Origin of the sequence: Bradyrhizobium sp. LMTR 3 (assembly GCF_001693485.1) — a bacterium.
Classification (GTDB): Bacteria; Pseudomonadota; Alphaproteobacteria; order Rhizobiales; family Xanthobacteraceae; genus Bradyrhizobium.
Genome location: NZ_MAXC01000015.1, coordinates 41,749 through 63,707 on the forward strand (window position 1 = coordinate 41,749; position 21,959 = coordinate 63,707).

Annotated in this window: 20 protein-coding genes; 6 read left to right on the forward strand and 14 right to left on the reverse strand. The window is 63.6% G+C overall.

Features of this window, described 5'->3' with window-relative positions; genetic code table 11:
• Positions 1–3: 3 nt before the first annotated feature.
• The 7 genes from LMTR3_RS15125 to LMTR3_RS15155 all read right to left on the reverse strand — a co-directional run bounded on the left by LMTR3_RS15125 (position 4) and on the right by LMTR3_RS15155 (position 4,926).
• The gene (locus LMTR3_RS15125; protein WP_065745885.1) at positions 4–1,044 is read right to left on the reverse strand and encodes a hypothetical protein; all 1,041 of its coding nucleotides are present in this window, start codon (positions 1,042–1,044) and stop codon (positions 4–6) included.
• Between the two features lie 157 nt (positions 1,045–1,201).
• Entirely contained in the window at positions 1,202–1,930 is a 729-nt protein-coding gene (locus LMTR3_RS15130) for an HAD family hydrolase (protein WP_245319892.1), read from the reverse strand.
• 146 nt (positions 1,931–2,076) lie between these two features.
• Positions 2,077–2,340, reverse strand: coding sequence for a YodC family protein (locus tag LMTR3_RS15135; RefSeq protein WP_065745887.1), 264 nt, complete (start codon positions 2,338–2,340; stop codon positions 2,077–2,079).
• Between the two features lie 69 nt (positions 2,341–2,409).
• The gene (gene hemF, locus LMTR3_RS15140) at positions 2,410–3,297 is read right to left on the reverse strand and encodes an oxygen-dependent coproporphyrinogen oxidase (protein ID WP_065745888.1); all 888 of its coding nucleotides are present in this window, start codon (positions 3,295–3,297) and stop codon (positions 2,410–2,412) included.
• Between the two features lie 117 nt (positions 3,298–3,414).
• A complete protein-coding gene (locus LMTR3_RS15145; protein WP_057841744.1) occupies positions 3,415–3,780 on the reverse strand; it encodes a 6-pyruvoyl trahydropterin synthase family protein in 366 nt (121 codons plus the stop codon).
• Between the two features lie 31 nt (positions 3,781–3,811).
• Complete coding sequence (gene queE, locus LMTR3_RS15150; RefSeq protein WP_065745889.1) at positions 3,812–4,444, reverse strand: 7-carboxy-7-deazaguanine synthase; 633 nt, start codon at positions 4,442–4,444, stop codon at positions 3,812–3,814.
• The gene (locus LMTR3_RS15155; RefSeq protein ID WP_065745890.1) at positions 4,441–4,926 is read right to left on the reverse strand and encodes a tRNA (cytidine(34)-2'-O)-methyltransferase; all 486 of its coding nucleotides are present in this window, start codon (positions 4,924–4,926) and stop codon (positions 4,441–4,443) included. Before LMTR3_RS15155 ends, queE begins: the two co-directional genes overlap by 4 nt.
• Before the next feature lie 278 nt (positions 4,927–5,204).
• Here LMTR3_RS15155 and petA point away from each other — a divergent pair, with 278 nt between their 5' ends.
• The 6 genes from petA (at position 5,205) to LMTR3_RS15185 (ending at position 12,846) form a co-directional block, all read left to right on the forward strand.
• Complete coding sequence (gene petA, locus LMTR3_RS15160; protein WP_065745928.1) at positions 5,205–5,735, forward strand: ubiquinol-cytochrome c reductase iron-sulfur subunit; 531 nt, start codon at positions 5,205–5,207, stop codon at positions 5,733–5,735.
• A 68-nt stretch (positions 5,736–5,803) separates the two neighbouring features.
• Positions 5,804–7,876 carry a cytochrome c1 gene (locus tag LMTR3_RS15165; RefSeq protein ID WP_065745891.1) on the forward strand — a complete coding sequence of 691 codons (2,073 nt, stop codon included), beginning with the start codon at positions 5,804–5,806 and terminating at the stop codon, positions 7,874–7,876.
• 137 nt (positions 7,877–8,013) lie between these two features.
• A complete protein-coding gene (locus tag LMTR3_RS15170) occupies positions 8,014–8,688 on the forward strand; it encodes a dienelactone hydrolase family protein (RefSeq protein ID WP_065745892.1) in 675 nt (224 codons plus the stop codon).
• A 48-nt stretch (positions 8,689–8,736) separates the two neighbouring features.
• On the forward strand, positions 8,737–9,639 hold the full coding sequence (locus LMTR3_RS15175) for an NAD-dependent epimerase/dehydratase family protein (protein ID WP_065745893.1): 903 nt from the start codon (positions 8,737–8,739) through the stop codon (positions 9,637–9,639).
• Positions 9,640–10,052: 413 nt separating this feature from the next.
• Positions 10,053–12,212, forward strand: a complete 2,160-nt coding sequence (locus tag LMTR3_RS15180) for an anthranilate synthase component I (RefSeq protein WP_065745894.1) — start codon at positions 10,053–10,055, stop codon at positions 12,210–12,212.
• Between the two features lie 94 nt (positions 12,213–12,306).
• On the forward strand, positions 12,307–12,846 hold the full coding sequence (locus tag LMTR3_RS15185) for an adenine phosphoribosyltransferase (RefSeq protein ID WP_065745895.1): 540 nt from the start codon (positions 12,307–12,309) through the stop codon (positions 12,844–12,846).
• A 177-nt stretch (positions 12,847–13,023) separates the two neighbouring features.
• On the opposite strand, the gene LMTR3_RS15190 is transcribed toward LMTR3_RS15185, so the two are convergent.
• From LMTR3_RS15190 to smc, 7 genes are all read right to left on the reverse strand, one after another.
• Positions 13,024–13,356, reverse strand: a complete 333-nt coding sequence (locus tag LMTR3_RS15190) for a GIY-YIG nuclease family protein (protein WP_065745896.1) — start codon at positions 13,354–13,356, stop codon at positions 13,024–13,026.
• Positions 13,357–13,455: 99 nt separating this feature from the next.
• Positions 13,456–14,124: a P-loop NTPase family protein gene (locus LMTR3_RS15195; RefSeq protein WP_065745897.1), complete on the reverse strand. Its 669-nt coding sequence runs from the start codon at positions 14,122–14,124 to the stop codon at positions 13,456–13,458.
• A 59-nt stretch (positions 14,125–14,183) separates the two neighbouring features.
• Positions 14,184–14,936, reverse strand: a complete 753-nt coding sequence (locus LMTR3_RS15200) for a P-loop NTPase family protein (RefSeq protein WP_065745898.1) — start codon at positions 14,934–14,936, stop codon at positions 14,184–14,186.
• A 164-nt stretch (positions 14,937–15,100) separates the two neighbouring features.
• Entirely contained in the window at positions 15,101–16,294 is a 1,194-nt protein-coding gene (locus LMTR3_RS15205) for a M48 family metallopeptidase (protein ID WP_065745899.1), read from the reverse strand.
• Between the two features lie 136 nt (positions 16,295–16,430).
• Complete coding sequence (locus tag LMTR3_RS15210; RefSeq protein WP_028346966.1) at positions 16,431–16,991, reverse strand: LemA family protein; 561 nt, start codon at positions 16,989–16,991, stop codon at positions 16,431–16,433.
• A 262-nt stretch (positions 16,992–17,253) separates the two neighbouring features.
• The gene (locus tag LMTR3_RS15215) at positions 17,254–18,222 is read right to left on the reverse strand and encodes a small ribosomal subunit Rsm22 family protein (RefSeq protein WP_065745929.1); all 969 of its coding nucleotides are present in this window, start codon (positions 18,220–18,222) and stop codon (positions 17,254–17,256) included.
• A gap of 110 nt (positions 18,223–18,332) precedes the next feature.
• A complete protein-coding gene (smc, locus tag LMTR3_RS15220) occupies positions 18,333–21,797 on the reverse strand; it encodes a chromosome segregation protein SMC (RefSeq protein WP_065745930.1) in 3,465 nt (1,154 codons plus the stop codon).
• Positions 21,798–21,959 lie beyond the last annotated feature (162 nt).

Below are 21,959 nucleotides of genomic sequence, written 5' to 3' on the forward strand. Positions count from 1 at the left end.
GTGTTAATGCGTGAGCGACGCCGTGCGGATCGGGAAGCAGTTCAAGCTTGATATGTTCCAGACAAACGGCACGTTGCACCAAAGGCCGGCCGGGCGATATTTCACCCGAATTTGCTCCAACTGATACAGCGCCAGACTGCTGAACGCATTGATCCGGCCAGCCAGATCGTCCAGTTCGGCGTTGATCTCCTTTTCTCCCTGGAGAATTTCGCTTTCCTTCGCGGCGTCGCCGACGCTCCCGGCGGCCCATTGCCGCGCTGCCGCCAGCTTGTTGTGCGCGGCCTCAAAGCAGTAATGCATCGTCAGGACATGGTGTTTGGCGCTGTACCAGTAGATTCGCTTTGCTGCCCTGTCGTGAGGGCCGGCGCAGATTCGGATGAACGCGTCTTTCGGTTTGGTCGTTTCGTCAACGCCGCGTTTTTCGGCCATCGCGCAATATCTGTCGTCGGCGACTTCCTTGGGTGGCGTGTCGTCATCCGGCGCATGCACGTTTCCGAAGGCCGGAAAATTGAACTTGTCGGAACAATCGAAGGCATAGTCGCGCAGCACCCGTCGTGACAGTGGATCGTCGTTGACGTTACGCTTCTCGGCCGGATCGCGATATGTATTGCTGGCCCAGTCGATGTAGATTTCGGCCTTTCGCGTGAGGAGGTCGATGTTTTCACGGAGTTCGTTCCGCGCTTTCTCATAACGTTCCGAAATCGCCTGCGTGTTCCTGTTGGCCAGCGCCTTGTCGCTGGTATCGGATTTCTCGCCGACGGCGCGCACGAAATCGGTGTAAAGGGTTTGCTGCAACCCCTGCATTTTGGAGAATGCGTGTGAAATCTCCGTGAAAGTTGCGGCGGCCGAGTTCATGTCTTCCTTGGCCTGGCTGCTCACCTTCTCCTGATAGGCATTGAGATATTGGAAGTAGCCGACCACGAGGCTGCTCAGCACCGTGAACAGCGACAGGCCTTTGACGATGTCGAGCCCGTGATTGAACTTCCAGAGCCACCTGAGCGGGGCGGCTTTCGGTGCGATGTCATGCGTGTCGTCGTTCGGCATCGGTGAACTCCCCAACCCTTGGACTTCAACCTTGAACCAATCTCGACACAATCTGGGATTGTCGGCCTCGGCACTGTGAGACAACTCACACTACACGTGACCGTGTGATGGGCGGGGAGCGGCAGGGACTTCAGGGGCGCCGTCAGCTCTTGGGCCGTCAGCCCTGGCGGGGCAGCAGTTCCGTCAGCGAGCGGATGATGCGGTCGGGCTTCACGGTGGAATCCGGCGGCAGGCCGTCGCCATGCACGTCGATCCAGATGGCATAGATACCGAGCCGCTGCGGCGCCACCACCTCCCATTCCAGATTGTCGCCGATCATCCAGGTCTCGGGCGCGGTGACGCCGAGCGCCTGCATCGCGTGCAGATAGGCGCGCTCGTCCGGTTTGCCGAAACCGTGCTCGCCCTCGATCTGGATGTGATCGAAACGGTGCGACAGCGCGAAGCGTTCGACCTTGGCGCGCTGGGCACCCGCAGCGCCGTTCGTGACCAGCGCCAGCTTCACGCCGCGTGCCTTCAATTCGTCGATGGCGTCATGCGCGCCGGGGAAGACGAACATTTCCTCTTCACGGTAGGCGGTAAAGCGGTCGGCCAACCGTGTCGCGAGGTCTTCAGGCAGGACGTGACCGTCTTCGGCAAGCGCGGCAAATCCGTTCCTGACGGTGACGCGCCGCGCTTCATCGAGCCTCAGCCGCCATTCGGCTTCGGCAACAGCCCAGAATTTGCGCGCGGAGTCCAGAACGGCGGCGGCGACCTGCTGCGAGGTCAGGGGGCCGAACTCGGCGGCGAACTCGGACGTGACATTGTGCCAGGCGATCTCCGGACGTCCATAGGCCGACAGGATGGTGTCGTCCATATCGATCAGCATCGCGCGGGGCAGGTCGGTCATTTGTTTCGCGGCCATCTCACTTCAAGCTTCGTCGGCCGCGGGAAGCCGCGGCGGACTTGCCGCGAATATCAGATCACCCGCACCGGGTCCAATCCCGGGAAACCACGCCGCCGGACCATGGAAGCCCGGCGGCGTCAAAGAGTGCCTCACGCAACCTTGTTGGCGCGGTCGTCCTCTTCCTCGTCCTCGGCTTCCTCTTCATCCTCGTCTTCGTCGTCTTCTTCGTCTTCGTCGTCCTCTGACGTGTCGGCTTCGGCGAGCTCCAGGACGGCAAGCGGCAGCGTCTCGCGGAACAGATCGCCTTCATTGCCCATCCATACGCACGCAACGTTGCCGTCCTTGACCTCCACCACACTGAGAGGATGGCCGCCGGACTTCAGAATGACGACGTCGCCTGGCTTCAAATCCATGATCTACTCCTCGGATTACATGACACGAATCGCACCATAGCGATCAGTCATGACAACCCGATCATGCGATCATGGCCACTTTACCTCCGGCGGCATCGACGAGAGGATGGAATCCACATTGCCGCCAGTCTTTAGCCCAAAGATCGTGCCGCGATCGTAGAGCAGGTTGAACTCGACGTAGCGTCCGCGCCGGATCAACTGTTCCTCGCGATCGGCGGCATTCCAGGGAAGGGCGAAATTGCGGCGGACCAGTTCAGGATAGATTCTCACGAAGGCGCGGCCGACCTCCTGGGTAAAGGCGAGGTCGGCGTCCCAGTCACCTGAATCGTGCCAGTCGTAGAAGATGCCGCCGATGCCGCGCGCTTCCTTGCGGTGCGGCAGATAGAAATATTCGTCGCACCATTTTTTGTACTTGTCGTAATCGGCAACGCCGTTCGATCTCCCGCAGGCCTCTTTCATCGCCCGATGGAAAGCGAGCGCGTCGGGGTCATCCTGGGTGCGCCGGCGGTCGAGCACCGGCGTCAGATCCGCCCCGCCGCCGAACCAGGCCTTGGTGGTGACCACAAAGCGGGTGTTCATGTGCACCGCCGGCACATGCGGGTTACGCATGTGCGCGATCAGCGAAATGCCCGACGCCCAGAACCTGGGATCGTCGGCCGCGCCCGGTATCTGCGCGCGGAATTCCGGCGCGAACTCGCCATGCACGGTCGAGCAGTGCACGCCGACCTTTTCGAACAGCCGCCCACGCATTATCGACATCACCCCCCCGCCGCCGGGCTTGCCGGTGTGGTCGGTGCGATCCCAGGGCGTGCGCACGAAGCGACCGGCCTCGCCGGGATAGAGGGCAGGCGGAGCGTCGTCTTCCAGCTTTTCGAAGGCCGCGCAGATCTCGTTGCGCAGCGCTTCGAACCAGGCTCTCGCCCTCGTTTTGCGGTCCTCGATGACGGACATGTCCATTGGGAATTCCCTAACCCTCCGCCGTCATTGCGAGCGGAGCGAAGCAATCCATCGTGCCACAAAAAAGAATGGATTGCTTCGTCGCTTCGCTCCTCGCAATGACGCGGAGATGCATCACTATCCCTGCGGCCCGAAATACGTACAGCTTTCGTTGCAACTGTCGCGATGAACGCTGACGCGGGTGATTTGGCCTGCGTGCTGGACCCGCTCGAAGATGTAGCGCGAAATGTTTTCCAGCGTCGGCGTCCCCAGCGCCTCGACCTTGTTGAGGAGCTTGTGGTCGAGTGCTTTCCGAACCTCTTCCATGCTGCGCTCCAGCAGGCCGAGATCAAGCACCATGCCGGTTTCCGGGTCGGGCGTGCCGCGCACGCTCACTTCGGCGCGAAACGAGTGGCCGTGAATTTCCTCGCTGGCCGCGCCGAAGGTCGTTCCCTTCAGGGAATGCGCAGCTTCGAAGCGAAACGATTTCGTCAGTTCCCACATCTTGAAAAACTAAATCCTATCTGATGCCAAGTTATCTGATGCCAAGTGTCTTGTGCGTCTGCAGGCTGAGCCGCCATTGCGGATGGCGCAGGCAGTAGTCGACCGCACGCGCCGTGTTTTCGAGCACGTCGGGTCCATCCATCGGCTGCAGCGAAAAGCGCTCGAAATCGAGCCTCGCAAAATCTTCCGGCGCCGCGCCCGCCTGCGGATAGACCAGCTTCAATTCGTGGCCGCGGCGCACCACGAGATCGGCGCCGGCTTTCGGACTGACGCAGACCCAGTCCATCCCTTCGGGCGGTTCGATCGTGCCGTTGGTCTCGATGCCAATGGCGAAGCCGCGCGCATGCAGCGCATCGATAAAGGGGGAATCGACCTGCAGCAGAGGCTCGCCGCCGGTCAGGACCACGTAGCGGTTGGTATTCTCGCCGGTCCATTGCCCGGCGATGGTGTCGGCGAGTTCGTCCGCCGTGGCATAGCGGCCGCCGAGCGTGCCGTCGATGCCAACAAAGTCGGTATCGCAGAACTGGCAGGTGGCGCTCGCGCGGTCCTGTTCGCGGCCGCTCCAGAGGTTGCAGCCGGAAAAACGGCAAAACACTGCCGCGCGGCCGGCGTGCGCGCCTTCGCCCTGCAACGTCAGAAATATTTCCTTGACCGCGTAGCTCACACCTTCTCCTTGGACCCGATCTCGCCTGCAATCGGATGCCCCGTCTGACGCATCGCCTCGCCTAGTGCCATGGCGGCCGCCATCGCCACATTGAGCGAACGCAAGCCCGGCCTTATCGGGATCGTCACCCGAGCGTCGGCCGCGGAGACGACCTCGTCGGTAACTCCTGCGGATTCCCGCCCGAACAACAGGACGTCGTCACTTCGATAGCGAAAATCCAGATAGGAACCGACCGCTTTGGTCGTAAACAGCACCAGCCGGGAACCAGCTTCGTTACGCCATTGCTCGAATTTTGACCACGAGTCGTGACGGGTAATGGCCACATGATCTAGATAGTCCATTCCCGCGCGGCGGAAATGCCGGTCGGAGGTCGGGAATCCCGCCGGCTCAATGATATGGGCGGCCACGCCCAGGCAGGCACACAGGCGCAGAATCGTGCCGGTGTTCTGGGGGATATCGGGCTGGAAAAGCGCAATCTGCATTGGGTCAGGCTTTGCTGGCGCGAATGAAATGTTTCGAATAAATCACGGCCGGGCGCGGATTTAGTGCATTGCACGCTTGCGAGCCGATAGCGGGCTTGCGCTCTCACGGCAAGGGTGCCAATAGAACGATTCTGGACTGCTTGTTCCGCCGGAATGGGGGAGGAAAAGCGGTTTTTCTGCCGCCGCGGGGGCCGCGGGCGCCGGCAGCCTCTCTCAGGGCGCGCTTTCGTGTGTCCGGGGCGGTTCCGCTGGCTGCAGACAAGAAAGGGCTTGAGATCGTGACGACAGCGTCTTCGGCGGACCATCCGACACGCCGTGATTTCCTTTATGTTGCAACGGGAGCCGTCGCTGCCGTAGGCGCGGCTGCCACGGTGTGGCCGCTGGTTTCGCAGATGAATCCGGATGCCTCCACGGTCGCGGCCGGTGCGCCGATCGAGGTCGACCTGACCCCGATCGCCGAAGGGCAGGACATCAAGGTGTTCTGGCGCGGCAAGCCGATCTACATCAGCCACCGGACCAAGAAGCAGATCGAAGAGGCCCGCGCGGTGTCGGTGTCGAGCCTGCCCGATCCGCAGAGCGACGAGGCGCGGATCAAGCCGGGCCATGACCAGTGGCTGGTCGTGGTCGGCATCTGCACTCACCTCGGATGCATCCCGATCGCCCATGAGGGCCAGTACGACGGCTTCTTCTGTCCGTGCCACGGTTCGGTGTACGACACGTCGGGCCGGATTCGGCAGGGACCCGCGCCGACCAACCTGGCCGTGCCGCCCTACACCTTCGTTTCCGATACCAAAATCCAGATCGGCTAAGGGCTAGGACGCCAGTCCGAGACCTCCCTTAAGCCGTTGCGTCGTTTTACTTCCTCAGGATCGCATCAATGAGCGGACCATCCGATTTCCAGCCGACCAATCCCGCCTTGAAGTGGATCGAACGGCGCCTCCCGATCATGGGACTCATGCATTCGTCGTTCGTGGCGTATCCGACGCCGCGTAACCTGAACTACTGGTGGACGTTCGGCGCCATCCTTTCGTTCATGCTTGGTGTGCAGATCCTGACCGGCGTGATCCTGGCGATGCACTACACGCCGCATGCCGATATGGCCTTCAAGTCGGTCGAACTGATCGTCCGCGACGTCAATTACGGCTGGCTGCTGCGCAATATCCACGCCAGCGGCGCCTCGATGTTCTTCTTCGCCGTCTACATCCACATGTTCCGCGGCCTCTATTATGGGTCGTACAAGGAGCCGCGTGAAGTGCTCTGGATCCTCGGCGTCATCATCTACCTCCTGATGATGGCGACGGGCTTCATGGGTTATGTGCTGCCGTGGGGGCAGATGAGCTTCTGGGGCGCTACCGTCATCACCAACCTGTTCTCGGCCGTGCCCTATTTCGGCGAGAGCATCGTGACGCTGCTGTGGGGCGGCTATTCCGTCGGCAATCCGACGCTGAACCGCTTCTTCTCGCTGCACTATTTGCTGCCGTTCGTGATCGCCGGCGTCGTCGTGCTGCACATCTGGGCGCTGCATGTGGCGGGCCAGAACAACCCGGCCGGCGTCGAGGCGAAGACCGAAAAGGACACGGTGCCGTTCACGCCTTACGCTACCATGAAGGACATGTTTGGCGTCTCCTGCTTCCTGCTGTTCTACGCCTGGTTCATCTTCTACATGCCGAACTATCTCGGCGACGCCGAGAACTACATTCCGGCCAATCCCGCGGTAACGCCCGCCCACATCGTGCCGGAATGGTACTATCTGCCGTTCTACGCCATCCTGCGCTCGATCCCGAACAAGCTTGCCGGCGTCGTGGCGATGTTCGGTGCGATCATCATTCTGGCGTTCCTGCCCTGGCTCGACAGCGCCAAAACGCGCTCGTCGAAGTACCGCCCGCTGGCCAAGCAGTTCTTCTGGATGTTCGTTGTCGTCTGCATCGGGCTCGGCTATCTCGGCGCCCAGCCGCCGGAGGGCATTTACGTCATCGTCGGCCGTATCCTGACCTTCCTCTACTTCGCCTATTTCCTGATCCTGCTGCCGTTGCTGTCGCGGATCGAGAAGCCCCGTCCGGTGCCGAATTCGATCGCGGACGATGTGCTGGCCAAGTCGGGCGGCAAGGCTGCGCCGATGGTCTCGACCGTCATTGCGCTGATGGTGGCAGGCGGTCTGCTCCTGGGCGGTGCCGAGAGCGCTCGCGCCGCCGAAGGCAGCACCAAGCCGCCGGCGCAGAAATGGTCGTTTTCGGGCCCGTTCGGCAAGTTCGACCGCGGCGCCATGCAGCGCGGTCTGAAGGTCTACAAGGAGGTCTGCGCCTCCTGCCATGGCCTGTCGTTCGTCGCCTTCCGCAATCTCGCCGAAACCGGCGGTCCCGGTTACTCGGTGGCCCAGGCCCAGGCGTTCGCCTCCGAATACAAGGTCAAGGACGGTCCGAACGACCAGGGCGAGATGTTCGAGCGGCCGGGCCGGCCCGCCGATTATTTCCCGTCGCCGTTCCCCAACGAGCAGGCGGCGCGCGCGGCCAATGGCGGCGCGTATCCACCGGACCTGTCGCTGATCACCAAGGCGCGCAGCTACGGCCGTGGCTTCCCGATGTTCCTGATCGACTTCTTTACCCAGTATCAGGAGCAGGGCCCGGATTACGTCATGGCGCTGTTGCAGGGCTATGAGGACAAGCCGCCGGCTGGCTTCAATCTGCCGGAAGGTTCCTACTACAACACCTACTTCCCCGGTCATGCCATCAAGATGCCGAAGCCGTTGAACGACGGTCAGGTCACCTACGACGACGGCTCGCCGGCCACAGTTGCGCAATACGCCAAGGACGTCACCACGTTCCTGATGTGGGCTGCGGAGCCGCACATGGAGGCGCGCAAGCAGCTCGGCCTGCAGGTGTTCGTGTTCCTGATCCTGCTCACCGTCTTGCTGTACTTCACCAAGAAGAAGGTCTGGGCCAACGCCCACTGAGCTTCATTGAAGCGTCATGAATTCGGAAAGGCCCCTTCGGGGGCTTTTTTGTTGAGCCCAGCAATGCGCCGGCGGGCGATTGCGTCCTGATCCTGCAGCGGCCAAAATGGCTGCAACCGAAGTCAGCGGAGGAACCGATGGGCACCCACATCACCTTCAAGCGTCCGGACGGCAAGGAAACCGCCGGCTATCTCGCCAATGCCGCGCGCGGCAATGCGCCGGGCGTGGTGGTGGTGCAGGAATGGTGGGGCCTGTCGGAGAACATCAAGGGCCTGTGCGACCGCTTTGCGGTTGCCGGCTTCGATGCGCTGGCGCCCGATCTCTACAAGGGCGTCGTGGTGCCGTATCACGATACGGAGGCAGCCAACGCGCAGATGACCTCGCTCGATTTCATGGACGCCACTACCCAAAATGTACGTGGCGCCGCGCAATATCTCGCACGCAACGGCGCCAAGGTGGGGCTCACCGGCTTCTGCCTCGGCGGCGCGGTGACCATCATCGGCGCCACCAAAATTCCGGAGCTTGCGGCGGGCGTGGTATTCTACGGCATCCCGCCGGAGCAGGCCGCCAAACCTGCCGACGTGAAGATCCCACTGCAGGCACATTTCGCCAACAAGGACGACTGGTGCACACCGGCCGCGGTCGACGCCTTCGAAAAAGCGATGAAGGACGCCGGCAAGTCGCTCGAGCTGTTCCGGTACGATGCCGAACATGCCTTCGTGAACGAGCAGCGCATGGCCGTGCATGACCGCCAGGCCGCCGAGCTTGCCTGGGGCCGGGCGACGGAATTTTTAAGGAAGCATTTGGGTTGAGCCGCGAGACGCCTCGTTCGTCCTCGCAATGACGGTGGGGGCCCACACATGAAAGTCTTCTGCACGGGCGCATCGGGCTATATCGGCGGATCGGTTGCCGCGCATCTCGCGGCCGCCGGTCACCAGGTCACCGGCCTTGTTCGCTCCGGCGAAAAGGTAGACGCCGTTCGCGCGTTCGGCATAGAGCCGGTGATGGGCACGCTGGATGACGCGCAAGTTCTCGCGCGCGCCGCGCAGGCGGCAGATGTCGTCGTCAATGCCGCAAGTGCCGACCACAAGGGCGCCGTCGTCGCACTGCTCGATGCTCTCACCGGAAGCGGCAAGGCCTTCATCCACACATCGGGGTCGAGCATCGTCGGCAAGCGTTCCCGCGGCGAGCGCTCCGACGACATCTTCGACGAAGACACGCCGATCACGCCGTCGCCCGCCCGCGCCGCACGGGTCGAGCTGAACCATTTCATTCTCGGCTATCACGACAAGGGCTGCCGCCCTGTCATCATCTGCCCGAGCCTGATCTACGGCATCGGCCATGGGGCAGGGCGCGACAGCGTGCAGGTACCGCTCTTGATCAAGCTCGCCAAGAAGCGCGGCAATGCCACGCATGCCGGCCCCGGCGAGAACATCTGGTCCAACGTGCATATCGACGATCTCGTGCCGCTCTACATGTTCGCGATCGACAAAGCTCCGGCCGGTGCGTTCTATTTCGCCGAGAATGGCGAGAATTCGATGCGCGAAGCCTGTGTGGCCATCAACCGCATGCTCGGCCTCGCCGGCCCGCCGTCTGCGATGTCGATGCAGGAGGCGGCCGGCGAATGGGGCGAGGGTACGGCCGAGGATACGATGGCGTCGAACAGCCGGGTGCGGGCGAGACGTGTACGGCAGGAACTTGGCTGGCAGCCGGCCGCGCGGGGCCTGATCGAGGAGATCGAGAGCGGGTGTTATCTGGAGTAGCGCCGCAAACCCAACTGTCGTCCCTGCGAAAGCAGGGACCCGTACGCCGCGGCCTCTCATTTCAGCAAGGCTGTCTGACGACTTCGCGCAACGACCGCTCCCTGTGGTTATGGGTCCCTGCGTTCGCAGGGACGACGCGGTTTGTTGGGCGATCCTTCTGACCACGAACCACCCAAAGTTGGGCTTCGGGGCGGGCGTCCCGGCCCATCCCTCCCTTGACATCGCCTCCGCCGGATGGTGATTAGGTTCCCATGAGCACTGTTGTTGCCTCCTGCCGTCTCTGGTGGCGCACCTCCTAAAGAGGTGGCCGGTGCGATTTCATTTTTTCAATCGTCGAAGGTCGCCATCGCAGTGCGACGGTCCTTCGTTTGTCCTGTGTGGCGCGCCCTCCCGAAGTTTCGTAAGAGGATCACATGAACAGGACAGCCTTCTCCCTGCCGGAGCACAGCGAATACCGGACCAGCGGCGGCCTGGCGATTTCGCGCGCCGTCGAGCAGTTCACCGGCAACGCCAAGCGCCTTGACGACCTGATCGAGCTGCTCGATCGCCGCCGTGGCGTGGTGCTGTCCTCCGGCACCACGGTGCCGGGGCGTTACGAAAGCTTTGACCTCGGCTTTGCCGATCCGCCGCTGGTGCTGGAAACGGCCGGCTCGAACTTCTCTCTGAGCGCGCTGAACGCGCGCGGCGAGGTGCTGATCGCCTTCCTCGGCGATGTGCTGCGCGAGCCCTGCGTCGTCATTTCGGAGCGGAGCTCCACGCGGCTGGCCGGCCACATCATCCGCGGCGCCGCGCCGGTCGAGGAAGACCAGCGCACCCGCCGTGCCAGCGTGATGTCGCTGGTGCGCGATCTCGTCGCCGCCTTCACTGCAAACGACGATCCGCTGCTCGGCCTGTTCGGCGCCTTCGCCTACGACCTTGTGTTCCAGATCGAGGACCTCGTGCAGAAGCGTGCGCGCGAGGCTGATCAGCGCGATATCGTGCTCTACGTGCCGGATCGCCTTTTGGCCTACGACCGTGCCACCGGCCGTGGCGTGGTGTTGAGCTACGATTTCTCCTGGCAGGGGAGGTCCACCGAGGGCCTGCCGCGCGACACCGCCGAGAGCGTTTACGCCAAAACGCCGCGCCAGGGATTCGCCGATCACGCACCCGGCGAATATCAGGCGACCGTGGAAGTTGCGCGTGCGGCGTTCGCGCGCGGCGACCTGTTCGAGGCGGTGCCCGGGCAACTGTTCGCCGAGCCCTGCGAGCGTTCGCCGGCGGAAGTGTTCCAGCGGCTGTGCCGCATCAACCCGTCGCCCTATGGCGCGCTGATGAATCTCGGGGACGGCGAATTTTTGGTGTCGGCCTCGCCGGAAATGTTCGTGCGCTCCGACGGCCGCCGGGTCGAGACCTGCCCGATTTCGGGCACGATTGCGCGCGGCGTCGATGCGATCGGCGATGCCGAGCAAATCAGGCAATTGCTGAACTCGGAAAAGGACGAGTTCGAGCTCAACATGTGCACCGACGTCGACCGCAACGACAAGGCGCGCGTCTGCATCCCCGGCACGATCAAGGTGCTGGCGCGGCGGCAGATCGAGACCTATTCGAAGCTATTCCACACCGTTGACCACGTCGAAGGCATGCTGCGCCCGGGCTTTGATGCGCTGGATGCCTTCCTGACGCACGCCTGGGCGGTCACCGTGACCGGTGCGCCGAAATTGTGGGCCATGCAGTTCGTCGAGGACAATGAGCGTTCGTCGCGGCGCTGGTATGCCGGCGCCATCGGCGCGGTGAATTTCGACGGCAGCATCAACACCGGGCTGACCATCCGTACCATCCGCATGAAGGATGGGCTGGCCGAAGTGCGCGTCGGCGCCACCTGCCTGTTCGATTCCGATCCGGCCGCCGAAGACCGCGAGTGCCAAGTGAAGGCGGCCGCGCTTTTCCAGGCGCTGCGGGGCGACGCGCCGAAGCCGCTGTCGACCTTTGCACCCGACGCGACCGGTTCGGGCCGCAAGGTGCTTTTGATCGACCACGACGACAGTTTTGTTCATATGCTGGCGGATTATTTCCGGCAGGTCGGCGCAAGCGTAACGGTGGTCCGGCACGTGCATGCACAGGAGATGCTGAAGCGGAAGGGCTGGGATCTCCTGGTATTGTCGCCGGGCCCGGGTCGCCCGGAGGATTTTGGGATATCGAAGACCATTGGAACGGCGCTGGACCGAAAACTGCCGATCTTCGGTGTCTGCCTCGGTGTGCAGGCGATCGGCGAGTATTTTGGCGGCCAGCTCGGTCAGCTCACCCAGCCCGCGCATGGACGGCCGTCGCGGGTCCAGGTGCGCGGCGGACGGCTGATGCGGAACCTGCCGAATGAGATCGTGATCGGCCGCTATCATTCGCTCTATGTCGAGCGCGACAGCGTGCCCGATGTTCTCGAGGTCACCGCGACCACCGAGGACGGCGTCGCGATGGCGATCGAACACAAGACCTTGCCGGTCGGCGGCGTGCAGTTTCACCCGGAATCGCTGATGTCGCTTGGCGGCGAGGTGGGACTGCGCATCGTCGAGAATGCGTTTCGGCTGAATGTGAATTGAAGGCACCGTCATTGCGTTCTTTCCCGATGCGGCACTGTGGATTGCTTCGCTTCGCTCGCAATGACGGCGAACAAACGAGGGGTTGAGAAAACCAATGACATTCGATCACGATATCAAGGCCACCGTCCGCACCATTCCGGACTACCCGAAAAAGGGCATCATGTTTCGCGACATCACGACGCTGCTGGCGGACGCGCGCGCGTTTCGGCGTGCCGTCGATGAGCTGGTGCAGCCCTGGGCCGGATTGAAGATCGACAAGGTCGCCGGCATCGAGGCGAGGGGCTTCATCCTCGGCGGCGCGGTGGCGCATCAGGTATCCGCGGGCTTCGTGCCGATCCGGAAAAAAGGCAAGCTGCCGCACACCACCGTGCGGATCGCCTATTCGCTGGAATACGGCCTTGATGAAATGGAAATGCATGTCGATGCGATCCATCCCGGCGAGCGCGTCATCCTCGTCGATGATCTCATCGCCACCGGCGGCACCGCGGAAGGCGCGGTGAAATTGCTGCGCCAGATCGGCGCCAACGTGGTCGCGGCCTGCTTCATCATCGATCTGCCCGATCTCGGCGGCGCCGCCAAGCTGCGCGCGATGGAAGTGCCGGTGCGTACGCTGATGGCGTTCGAGGGGCATTAAGTTTTTTTGCGCGCGAACTCTCTACGCGTCGTCCCTGCGAACGCAGGGACCCATAATCACCCGCGGCAATTGTTAGAGAAGGCGTTCGCCTTCTTGCCCAATCGCGAGAGCAACGCGGTATGGGTCCCGGCGCGCGCTTCGCTTGGCCGGGACGACGGCTGGTGATGGTTGCGCGGATCAAACCGCCTCTGCATTGAGCCGCGACCGCCAATGCAGCGCGCGCTCCTTCAGCAGCGCGTCGCGGATATAGGGCGTCTCTTCCTCCTCCAGCCGCTCGCATGTCTCGAACGTCAGGCTGTCGGGCCCATGCGCAGTCCACGCTGCCTGCAGGCTGCGGCAGGAGTGGCTGCCTTGGCGAAGTGTGAACCAGATGCGGTTCTGGATTTTTTCGAGATTGGGCGTCTGGCCGACCCATGTCTCGGAGGTCGCCTTGCAGCGGATGACGAAGACCCCCGCGATGGTCTTCCGCTCCTTGTAGGCGGCAATGGCTGCCTTTCGGGCTGATGTCACGGGATGCCTCGCGGGAAATTGTCAGGGTCGGTGGAGGCACTAACAGACTGGCCGGCCAGCGTCAATATTACCCGGGTAATATTTGTCGTCACAGAGGCTTCACGGCCGCTGCGGGAGCAGGCTGAACTCGAGCTCGCGAAAACTGGTGTAGTTCCTGCGGATCCACTGATGCAGCTCGGTCGACGAGTCCCGCTCGTTGCGCAGGTAGTTGGTGAAGGAAAAGGTCACCCGGTCGATATAGGTCTTCAGGAACGAGGGCAGCGCCGATATGCGCAGCACCCGCCCCAAGCCCATCGCCTCGGGTAGTTCGCCACGCACCACATACTCGTTGTCGATCGTAATCAGCGCTTTCAGCGGGATCTGCTCCCGTAACGTCGAATAGGCGCGCGCGGAAACGCGGTCGGTATCCGCCACGAACAGGATGATCGGCGCCACGCCACGCCGTGCGGCCTCCTTTAGGAAACCGATCTCGTTGATCATCTTGAAGAACTCGTCGAACGCATGAAAGCCGAGGTCGATCACCTTGGCGACGCCGTCGTCGACGATCAGGCGATCCATGAGCTGCATCTTGCCATAGGTGTCCATCACGTCGGCCGTCTCGGTGATGCGCGGCAGATATTCGAGCAGCGATGGTTCCTTCAGATTGATGTCGAAGGAAGATACCATCCCGTCCTTCAGCAGCAGAAACTCGCTCAACAGGCGCGCGAGCAGCGTCTTGCCGACCAGCGGCCGGGGTGAGCAGATGATGTAGACAGGCGTGGAGCTCATCACCCGCTATATCAAGGGAATTTTTCGCCTAATCCAGCCCCGTCGCGGCGGCTATCCGACTATTTTTCGCCGCCGCGCACGCTAGGCTTGGCACCGACGAGATCGGTCAGCTTGATGCGGTCGAACTCGCTCCAGACGTTGGCGAGCCAATGCCGGACATAGCCGCGCAGCACGAACGAATAGTTCGCGGCCTCGTCGTCCTTGCCCTTGTTGGCGACGAATTTGAGGAACGGCACCGAGGAAACCTCGACCTGCTCATAGGCCATCTCATTGAGCTTGGGGATCGTGAGGTCGGTGGCGTCCTTGATGCGGTGAAAGTAGGAGTTGTAGGTCGACTGATCCCACTGGAAGAACTGGGTGTCGTTGATGAAGTTCTTCACCAGGAAATACTTGGCGCCCTGCATGAAGTTCGCGGTCTCGGCGATTTCGTCCAGCGAGGCGATCGAGGGGCCCAGTATATGGAACACGGCAAAGGTGATCTGCCCGGCCTTTGCGGCATCGAGAAAGCCGATGTCGCGCAGCGAGGCCAGCGCCGGCGACAGCAGTCCGGCGCGGACATCGATCACGGTGACGGAGGGGCTGACTGCGTTCAGCGTATCGAAGATCTTCATCTGATCCGATGTCGTCGTCATGTCGACGATCTCGGTGATGTCGGGGTGGAAGCGCTTTAGGGTTCCGCGCGGGGATTCGGTGTCGAATGCCCGGGTCGGCACGTTATTGGCGCTGAAATAATCCAGGAGCGTCCGCGACACGGTCGTCTTGCCGACCCCGCCTTTGTCCGCGCCCACCACAATCACGACTGGCTTTGCCATGGAATTCCCTTGAACTGCAGCTCCGACCGCGGGGAGCGGTCGGCACGCCCCATTCCCTGCTTTGGGCGCGAACATGGCAGAAACAAGGGATAATTCAATTCATTAGACGGCTGTCGCCATTATTCGCACGGAATTCGTTAATCCCGCGCGTCGGCGGGCGCCGTTTAGCGATGCGGGCCCCAAGGGCCGTCCAGGGGGCCGGGGCGGGTGCCCGGAACGCCGGCGGGATCGCTGGCGTCGCCCCACGGGCCGCGGGAAACCGGCGGCTGGAGTTGCTCCGTGGCCGATTCCTCCGAATCATCGGGTTCATCCGCCGTATCCGACGGGAGGGCGAGCGGGCCGGGATCATGGCCACCGGCAAACTGCACCAGCGCCTTGACGCGCCTGTCGACTGACGGATGGGTCGCGAACAGGTCGGCAAAGCCTTCGCGCGGATTGTCGACACAGAGCTCCATCACCGCAGACGTCGCGCCGGGCAGCTCGCCGCGATTTTCGATCTTGCGCAGCGCCGTGATCATGGCGTCGGGGTTCTTGGTCAGTTCGACCGAGCCGGCGTCGGCCAATAGTTCGCGCGACCGCGACAGCGCCAGCTTGACGACTTGCGACAACAGCCAGGCCAGCAGGATCAGCACGACCGCGATAATGATCGCCATGACGGCGCCGCCGCCGCCCTTGCCGCGGTTGGACGACGAGGAGGAGGAGGACGATGAGGAAGATGACGAGGACGACCAGTCACTGCCGGTGGAGTTCCACGACAGGTTGGTAAACGTTCGAAAGAACAGTTCGCCGAAGAAGCCCACCACGCCGGCGATGATCATGGCGATCACCATCAACTGCACGTCGCCGTTGCGGATATGCGTGAGCTCGTGGCCGAGCACGGCCTCGATCTCCTGGTCGTTGAGCGCCTGCAGAAGGCCGGACGTGACCGTGATGGAATATTGCCGCTGGTTGAGCCCGGTGGCGAAGGCGTTAAGCGCCGGGCTGTCCATTACCTTCAATCTCGGCATCGTGATGCCGCGCGAGATGCAGAGGTTTTCCAGGAGATTATAGAGCCGCGGCTGCTGCTGCCGCGTCACGCTCTCGCCGCCGGTCACGGCGTCGATCATGTTCTGGTGGAAGAAATAAGCGATCACGATCCAAAGCGCGGCGATGATCGTCGCATAGGGGAAGGCTGCGATCAGGTCGCGCGAGGCGCGCGTCAGATAATAGTTGAGTGAAGCACCGCTATTGAGCACCACTTCGGCAACCAGCGCGCCGGCGAAGACCAGCACGTAGATCAGCAGAAACAGCCCGGCGAGCAGCAGCATCGAACGAAACTTGTTCGATGCGATATGCGTGTAGAGACCATACGCGGCCATAGTGCGTTACCACGCGTCATTCCGGGGCGCCGCAAAGCGGCGAACCCGGAATCTCATCGAGCCCCAACATCTCGAGATTCCGGGTTCACGCCGTTGGCGTGCCCCGGAATGACGAAAGAGAGACATTGGGCGACCCTCAGAACTTCACGCTCGGCACTGTCTCGACTTCGGTGCGGCTGGTGCCGAGATCGAAGAATTCCTTGCGGGTGAAGCCGAACATGCCGGCAAACAGCGCTGCCGGAAGCTGCTGGATGCCGGTGTTGTATTCCTGGACGGCGTTGTTGAAGAAGCGGCGGCTCGCCGCGATCTTGTTTTCGAGGTCGGAGAGTTCGCTGGCAAGTTGCTGGAAATTGGCGTTGGCCTTGAGGTCCGGATAGGCCTCCGACAGCGCGATCAGTCGGCCGAGCGCGCCGCTCAACTGGTTCTCCGCGGCCGATACCTGGGCCGGTCCCTGCGCCGACATCGCGGAATTGCGCGCCTTGATGACGTCGTCGAGCGTGCCGCGCTCGTGGCTGGCGTAACCCTTCACGGTCTCGACCAGGTTCGGGATCAGGTCGTGGCGCTGCTTGAGCTGCACGTCGATATCGGCAAAGGCCTGGCCGACGCGCTGGCTGAGCGCGACGAGGCGGTTATACGCAGCGAAGGCAAACAGCACGATGATGACGATGACGCCGAGAACGATCCAGCCGGTCGACATGATGGAGAACTCCTAAAGGGGACGAAAGACAGCGAACCTAGACGAAAACCGGGGCGTGCGGCAGCCCGCCCGTGAGGTGGGGCATGGCTTTAGTCGGAAGTGGGCCAGGATAAGTTCAAGACCAAACGCTCTGCAGTCATTCCGGGATGGTGCGCTAGCACCAGACCTCAGATGCGCAATTGCGCATCGGGGAATCTCGAGATTCTCAGGGGCGCAAGGGCGCCCCATAGTTCGATGCTTCGCATCGCCCCGGAATGACGGATCAACTAACGGCATCGCCCCACCGCCAGCGCCGGGCACTGGCATACTCGGCCTTGGCGCGGCGTGGCACGTGCGTGAAGCTGAGACCTTCCGGCGTGCAGAGCTTGGCCGTGATTTCAACCTTGCCGACCGCCGGCTGCGCCAGTACCCGCGACGGACGCCGTTCCACCGCCGCGCGCGTCAACGCGACATAGGAGAATTTCTCGTCCTCGTATGGCAGCTCCGCGCCCTTGACCTGCTTGTGCGCGCGTGAGCGCTGCAGGCGCTGGGTGAAATGGCACCAGTCCGGTGCTTGTAGCGGGCATTGGCTGTCGTGCGGGCAGGGGGCGGCGACATGTGCGCCAAGCGCGATCAGGTGCGCGCGCAGCGCAATGATCCGGGCATAGCCGGCGGGCGTGCCGGGTTCGACCACGAGCAGCGTGTCGTGGGTCTTCTGCCACAACAGTTCGGCGAGCGCGCGTTGCTCGGCGTCGCCGATCTCGCCGATCATGTAGCTTGCCACGACAAGGTCTGCCGTATCCGCTTTGGCAAGCGCGGCGCGGGCCTCGCCGAGCTGGTAGCCGATGTCGCGTAGCCGCGTGCTGTTGCGCGCCAGATCCAGCGCCAGCGCACGCAACGCCGCGTTGGCATCCAGCAGCTTGAAATCTCTTAGCGACGGGAATGCTTCGGCCGCTGCCCATGTGGCCGTGCCCGGCCCGGCGCCGACGTCGAGCACGGTCTTTGGCGCGAAGTCAGGTCTGTTCTCGACGAGGGCGTTCAGGCTGGCCGTGACCGCGGCATAGGTTGCCGGCATCCGCGCCAGCGCATAGGCGAGCGCGTCCGTCTCCGAGCGGATGGTCGTGGAGCCGCCGCCTTCACGGTAGTTCTTCGAGATGGCGGCTGCGCGGCCGGCGGCGTCGCTGCGCGAGAAGCCCCGCAGCTTGCCGTCGAGCGCGGCTTTCAGCTCAGTGGGGAGGTCGGGTGAGGTCATGGGATCGCCGTCGTTCAGAGTCATTCCGGGATGGTCCGAAGGACCAGACCCGGAATCTCGAGATTCCGGGTTCGTCGCTTACGCGCCGCCCCGGAATGACGGACCAACAATCACGCCACGTTCTGATCCAAAATCTTCACGGCGTCGTCGAGGCCGACCGAGACCAGTTGCGAGACGCCGCGTTCGGCCATGGTGACGCCGAACAGCCGGTTCATCCGCGCCATCGTGATCGGGTTGTGCGTGATGATGATGAAGCGGGTTTCCGTCGACGAGGTCATCTCGTGCAGCAGGTTGCAGAACCGCTCCACATTGTGGTCGTCGAGCGGCGCGTCGACTTCGTCCAGCACGCAGATCGGCGATGGGTTGGTGAGGAACACCGCGAAGATCAGCGCCAGCGCGGTCAGCGCCTGCTCGCCACCCGAAAGCAGCGACAGCGTCTGCGGCTTCTTGCCGGGTGGTTTGGCGATGATTTCGAGGCCGGCTTCCAGCGGATCGTCGCTCTCGATCAGATGAAGCGCCGCTTCGCCGCCGCCGAACAATTCGACGAACAGCCGCTTGAAGTGCTCGTTGACGGTCTCGAACGAGGTCAACAGCCGCTCGCGGGCTTCCTTGTTGAGGCTCTGGATGCCCTGGCGCAGCCGCTTGATGGCTTCGACCAGATCGTCGCGCTCGGTGGTCAGCGCCGTGTGCTGGGTCTCGACCTCGCGCAACTCTTCCTCGGCGCGCAGATTGACGGCGCCGAGGCGCTCGCGGTCGCGGCGCAGCTTTTCGAGGCTTTCCTCGATTTCGGAAAGCGGCGGCAATTCCGCACCGGGCTCGATCTCGGCGAGCGCGGCGACCGCGTGCGGTTCGACTTCGAGCATGTCGTGGATTTCGCGCTCGATGTCGGAAAGCCGGCGCTTGGTGCCCTCCATGCGTTCCTCGGCGCGGGCGCAGGCCTCGCGGGAAGAGGAGAGCGCTTCGAGCGACGCCTTGGCTGCGCGATCGGTCTCCGCCATCAGGCTTTCGGCGGCGGCCAATGCGTCGGCGGCGACGCGGCGGGCGCCTTCGGCGGATTCGATTTCGTTGATCAGCGCGCGGCGCTTTTCGGCAAACACGGCCGGCGCATTTTCAAGCTCGGCGCGCTCGGCCGTTACTTCGGTGATGCGCGCCTCGACGGTGGCGACCTGTGACGCCGAGCTCTGCTTGCGGTTCTGCCATTCGGTGCGTTCGGCCGTGATCGCCTGTACGCGCTTGTCGGCCAATTCAGCCTCGCGCGCCAGCGCCTGGGCTTCGGCCCGCACCTGCGCGGCAAAGCGGCGGTGTCCATCGATCTCGGTGCGAACGGCGCTCAGTTTCGCTTCCGTCTCATCCGTCGGCGGCAGTTCGGTCAGCGCGGCAGTGGCGCTTTCATGCGCGGCCTCCGCTTCGCTGCGGTCGGCGGCAAGGCGGGTATGGGCCTCGGTCAGCGCGGATTTGCGCGCGGCGTGGCGATTGATCTCGCGCTCGGTCGCGGCATGGCGTTCGCGCGCCGCATCGGCCTCGCGCTGCGCGGCCCGCCAGGCCTCGCGGGCGGCGGTTTCGGCGGCGGATGCCGCCTTCAGTTCCGCCTCGGCGTGTTCCAGGGCCTGCCGCTTGGCAGCGGCATCGGCGCGGGCCTGTTCCAGCTCGTGTTCGATGTCGACCAGGCGGGCGCGTTCGGCCAGACGCCGAGCGGCACCGGTCGGCGCATGCGCGGCGGCGACAAAGCCGTCCCAGCGCCAGACGTCGCCTTCCAGCGAGACCAACCGCTGGCCGGTCTTCAATTGCGAAACGAACTCCGCGCCACGCTCCTTCGGCACGACGCCGATTTGCGCCAGACGGCGCGCCAGTTCGGCCGGCGCCTCGACATGCGCAGCCAACGCATCCACGCCCTCCGGCAGGGCCGGATCGTCGAAGCTTGCACCGGCATTGGTCCAGCGCATCGGCGCGGAGGGATCGACGGGCGCGTCAAGATCGTCGCCGAGGACGGCGCCGAGCGCCTTCTCATAGCCCTTGGCGACGGTGACGCCGTCGATGATCGGCGGCCACAGATTCTTGGTCTCGACATTGACCAGTTTTGAAATCGTGCGCGCTTCGGTCTCGAGCCGCTGCACGCGCTTTTCTGCCTCCGTGAGCGGGGCGCGGGAAGCTTCGAGCTTCTGCCGTGCGGCGATGTGGCCGGTCTCGTTGGCTTGCGCTGCCGCCTCGGATACGGCCAGCGTTTCCTGCGCGGTTTCCATGGCAGCGGCGAGCGCGTCGAGGTCGCCGAGATTGCCGGTCTCGTCGCTGAGCTTCTGCTCGTCGGCCGCGACGCTGGCAATTTCCTGGTCGAGCCGGGCCAGCCGGTCGCGATGGGTGCGCACGCCGGCCTCTAACTGGTTGCGCTTGGCCGTGAGGTCGGCGAGCGCGGTGGTCAGTTCGCCGAACATGCGCTCGGCGGCGGCCAGTGTCGCTTCCGCTTCCGACACGCGCTCGTCGACGCCAGAACGCTTTTCGACGCGTGACTTGATCTCTTCCTTCAGCTCGGCGTCCTCGGTGTCGAGGCGCTGCAGCGCGATCTCGGCATCGGATGTCTGCTGCTGTTCGCGCGCGATGTCGGCGGCGAACTGATTCAGCCGCCGGTCGAGCTCGGCGACGCGCTCCTTGGCGCGCTCTTCCTCGCGGTCGAGCTGTTCGCGGGCGTTGGTGAGGCGCTGCAGCCCGGCCGCGGCGCGGGCTTCGCCTTCGCGCAAGGCCGGCAATTCGGAGGCGCGGATCGCCTGGATACGCGCCGCTTCGGCCTGCTCGCGGGTGCGCTCGGCCATCTCGCGAACGTTGATGTCGTGCGTATTCGCGGCTTCCGCGACGTCGGTATTGGCCTCGAGCCAGCGCAGGTGGAACAGCGTGGCCTCGGCCTTGCGCACCTTGGCCGCAACTTCGCGGAACCGGATAGCCTGGCGCGCCTGCTTCTTCAGCCCGTCGATCTGACCGGAGAGTTGCCCGATGACGTCCTCGACGCGGGTGAGGTTGGTTTCGGCAGCCTTCAGCCGCAACTCGGCCTCGTGGCGGCGGGCGTGGAGGCCGGCGACGCCGGCGGCGTCTTCCAGCACGCGGCGGCGCTGCTCGGGTTTGGCCTGAATGATCTCGCCGATCTTGCCCTGGTGAACCAGCGCCGGCGACCGCGCGCCGGTGGCGGCGTCGGCAAACAGGATCTGCACGTCGCGGGCGCGAACGTCGCGGCCGTTGATGCGATAGACCGACCCGGCCTCGCGCTCGATGCGGCGGGAGATTTCCAGCACCTGGCTGTCATTGACCGCGGCCGGCGCCGTGCGATCGGCATTGTCGATCGTCATCGTGACTTCGGCGTGGTTGCGCGCCGGACGGTTGCCGGAACCGGCGAAGATCACCGCATCCATGTCGGCGGCGCGCAGCGATTTGTGCGAGGTTTCGCCCATCGCCCAGCGCAAGGCTTCGACCAGGTTCGACTTGCCGCAGCCGTTCGGTCCGACCACGCCGGTGAGGCCGGGTTCGATCATGAAATCAGTGGGTTCGACGAACGACTTGAAACCGTGGAGGCGGAGGCGCGTGAGTTTCATGAACACAAATCTCTGTTGGCCGGGCGCGAATCTCCCTGCCGTGACAATACCATAGAAGGCAATGTCAGTGTGGATGAGCCGCTCGTTGCGGCGCTTATGAGCCGCGACAATGGCGAGGCCGAGGCCGGAGAGCAACGCCCCCGCAGGGCTTTTCCCAAGGGA

Excerpts from the sequence above, each read along its gene's own strand:
- LMTR3_RS15130 (WP_245319892.1), bottom strand. The coding sequence starts at position 1,930 with ATGACCGACCTGCCCCGCGCGATGCTGATCGATATGGACGACACCATC.
- LMTR3_RS15215 (WP_065745929.1), bottom strand. The coding sequence starts at position 18,222 with ATGACCTCACCCGACCTCCCCACTGAGCTGAAAGCCGCGCTCGACGGC.
- LMTR3_RS15185 (WP_065745895.1), top strand. The coding sequence starts at position 12,307 with ATGACATTCGATCACGATATCAAGGCCACCGTCCGCACCATTCCGGAC.
- LMTR3_RS15170 (WP_065745892.1), top strand. The coding sequence starts at position 8,014 with ATGGGCACCCACATCACCTTCAAGCGTCCGGACGGCAAGGAAACCGCC.
- LMTR3_RS15175 (WP_065745893.1), top strand. The coding sequence starts at position 8,737 with ATGAAAGTCTTCTGCACGGGCGCATCGGGCTATATCGGCGGATCGGTT.
- LMTR3_RS15205 (WP_065745899.1), bottom strand. The coding sequence starts at position 16,294 with ATGGCCGCGTATGGTCTCTACACGCATATCGCATCGAACAAGTTTCGT.
- hemF (WP_065745888.1), bottom strand. The coding sequence starts at position 3,297 with ATGGACATGTCCGTCATCGAGGACCGCAAAACGAGGGCGAGAGCCTGG.
- LMTR3_RS15145 (WP_057841744.1), bottom strand. The coding sequence starts at position 3,780 with ATGTGGGAACTGACGAAATCGTTTCGCTTCGAAGCTGCGCATTCCCTG.
- LMTR3_RS15165 (WP_065745891.1), top strand. The coding sequence starts at position 5,804 with ATGAGCGGACCATCCGATTTCCAGCCGACCAATCCCGCCTTGAAGTGG.
- LMTR3_RS15180 (WP_065745894.1), top strand. The coding sequence starts at position 10,053 with ATGAACAGGACAGCCTTCTCCCTGCCGGAGCACAGCGAATACCGGACC.
- LMTR3_RS15200 (WP_065745898.1), bottom strand. The coding sequence starts at position 14,936 with ATGGCAAAGCCAGTCGTGATTGTGGTGGGCGCGGACAAAGGCGGGGTC.
- LMTR3_RS15155 (WP_065745890.1), bottom strand. The coding sequence starts at position 4,926 with ATGCAGATTGCGCTTTTCCAGCCCGATATCCCCCAGAACACCGGCACG.
- LMTR3_RS15210 (WP_028346966.1), bottom strand. The coding sequence starts at position 16,991 with ATGTCGACCGGCTGGATCGTTCTCGGCGTCATCGTCATCATCGTGCTG.
- smc (WP_065745930.1), bottom strand. The coding sequence starts at position 21,797 with ATGAAACTCACGCGCCTCCGCCTCCACGGTTTCAAGTCGTTCGTCGAA.
- LMTR3_RS15125 (WP_065745885.1), bottom strand. The coding sequence starts at position 1,044 with ATGCCGAACGACGACACGCATGACATCGCACCGAAAGCCGCCCCGCTC.
- LMTR3_RS15135 (WP_065745887.1), bottom strand. The coding sequence starts at position 2,340 with ATGGATTTGAAGCCAGGCGACGTCGTCATTCTGAAGTCCGGCGGCCAT.
- LMTR3_RS15195 (WP_065745897.1), bottom strand. The coding sequence starts at position 14,124 with ATGAGCTCCACGCCTGTCTACATCATCTGCTCACCCCGGCCGCTGGTC.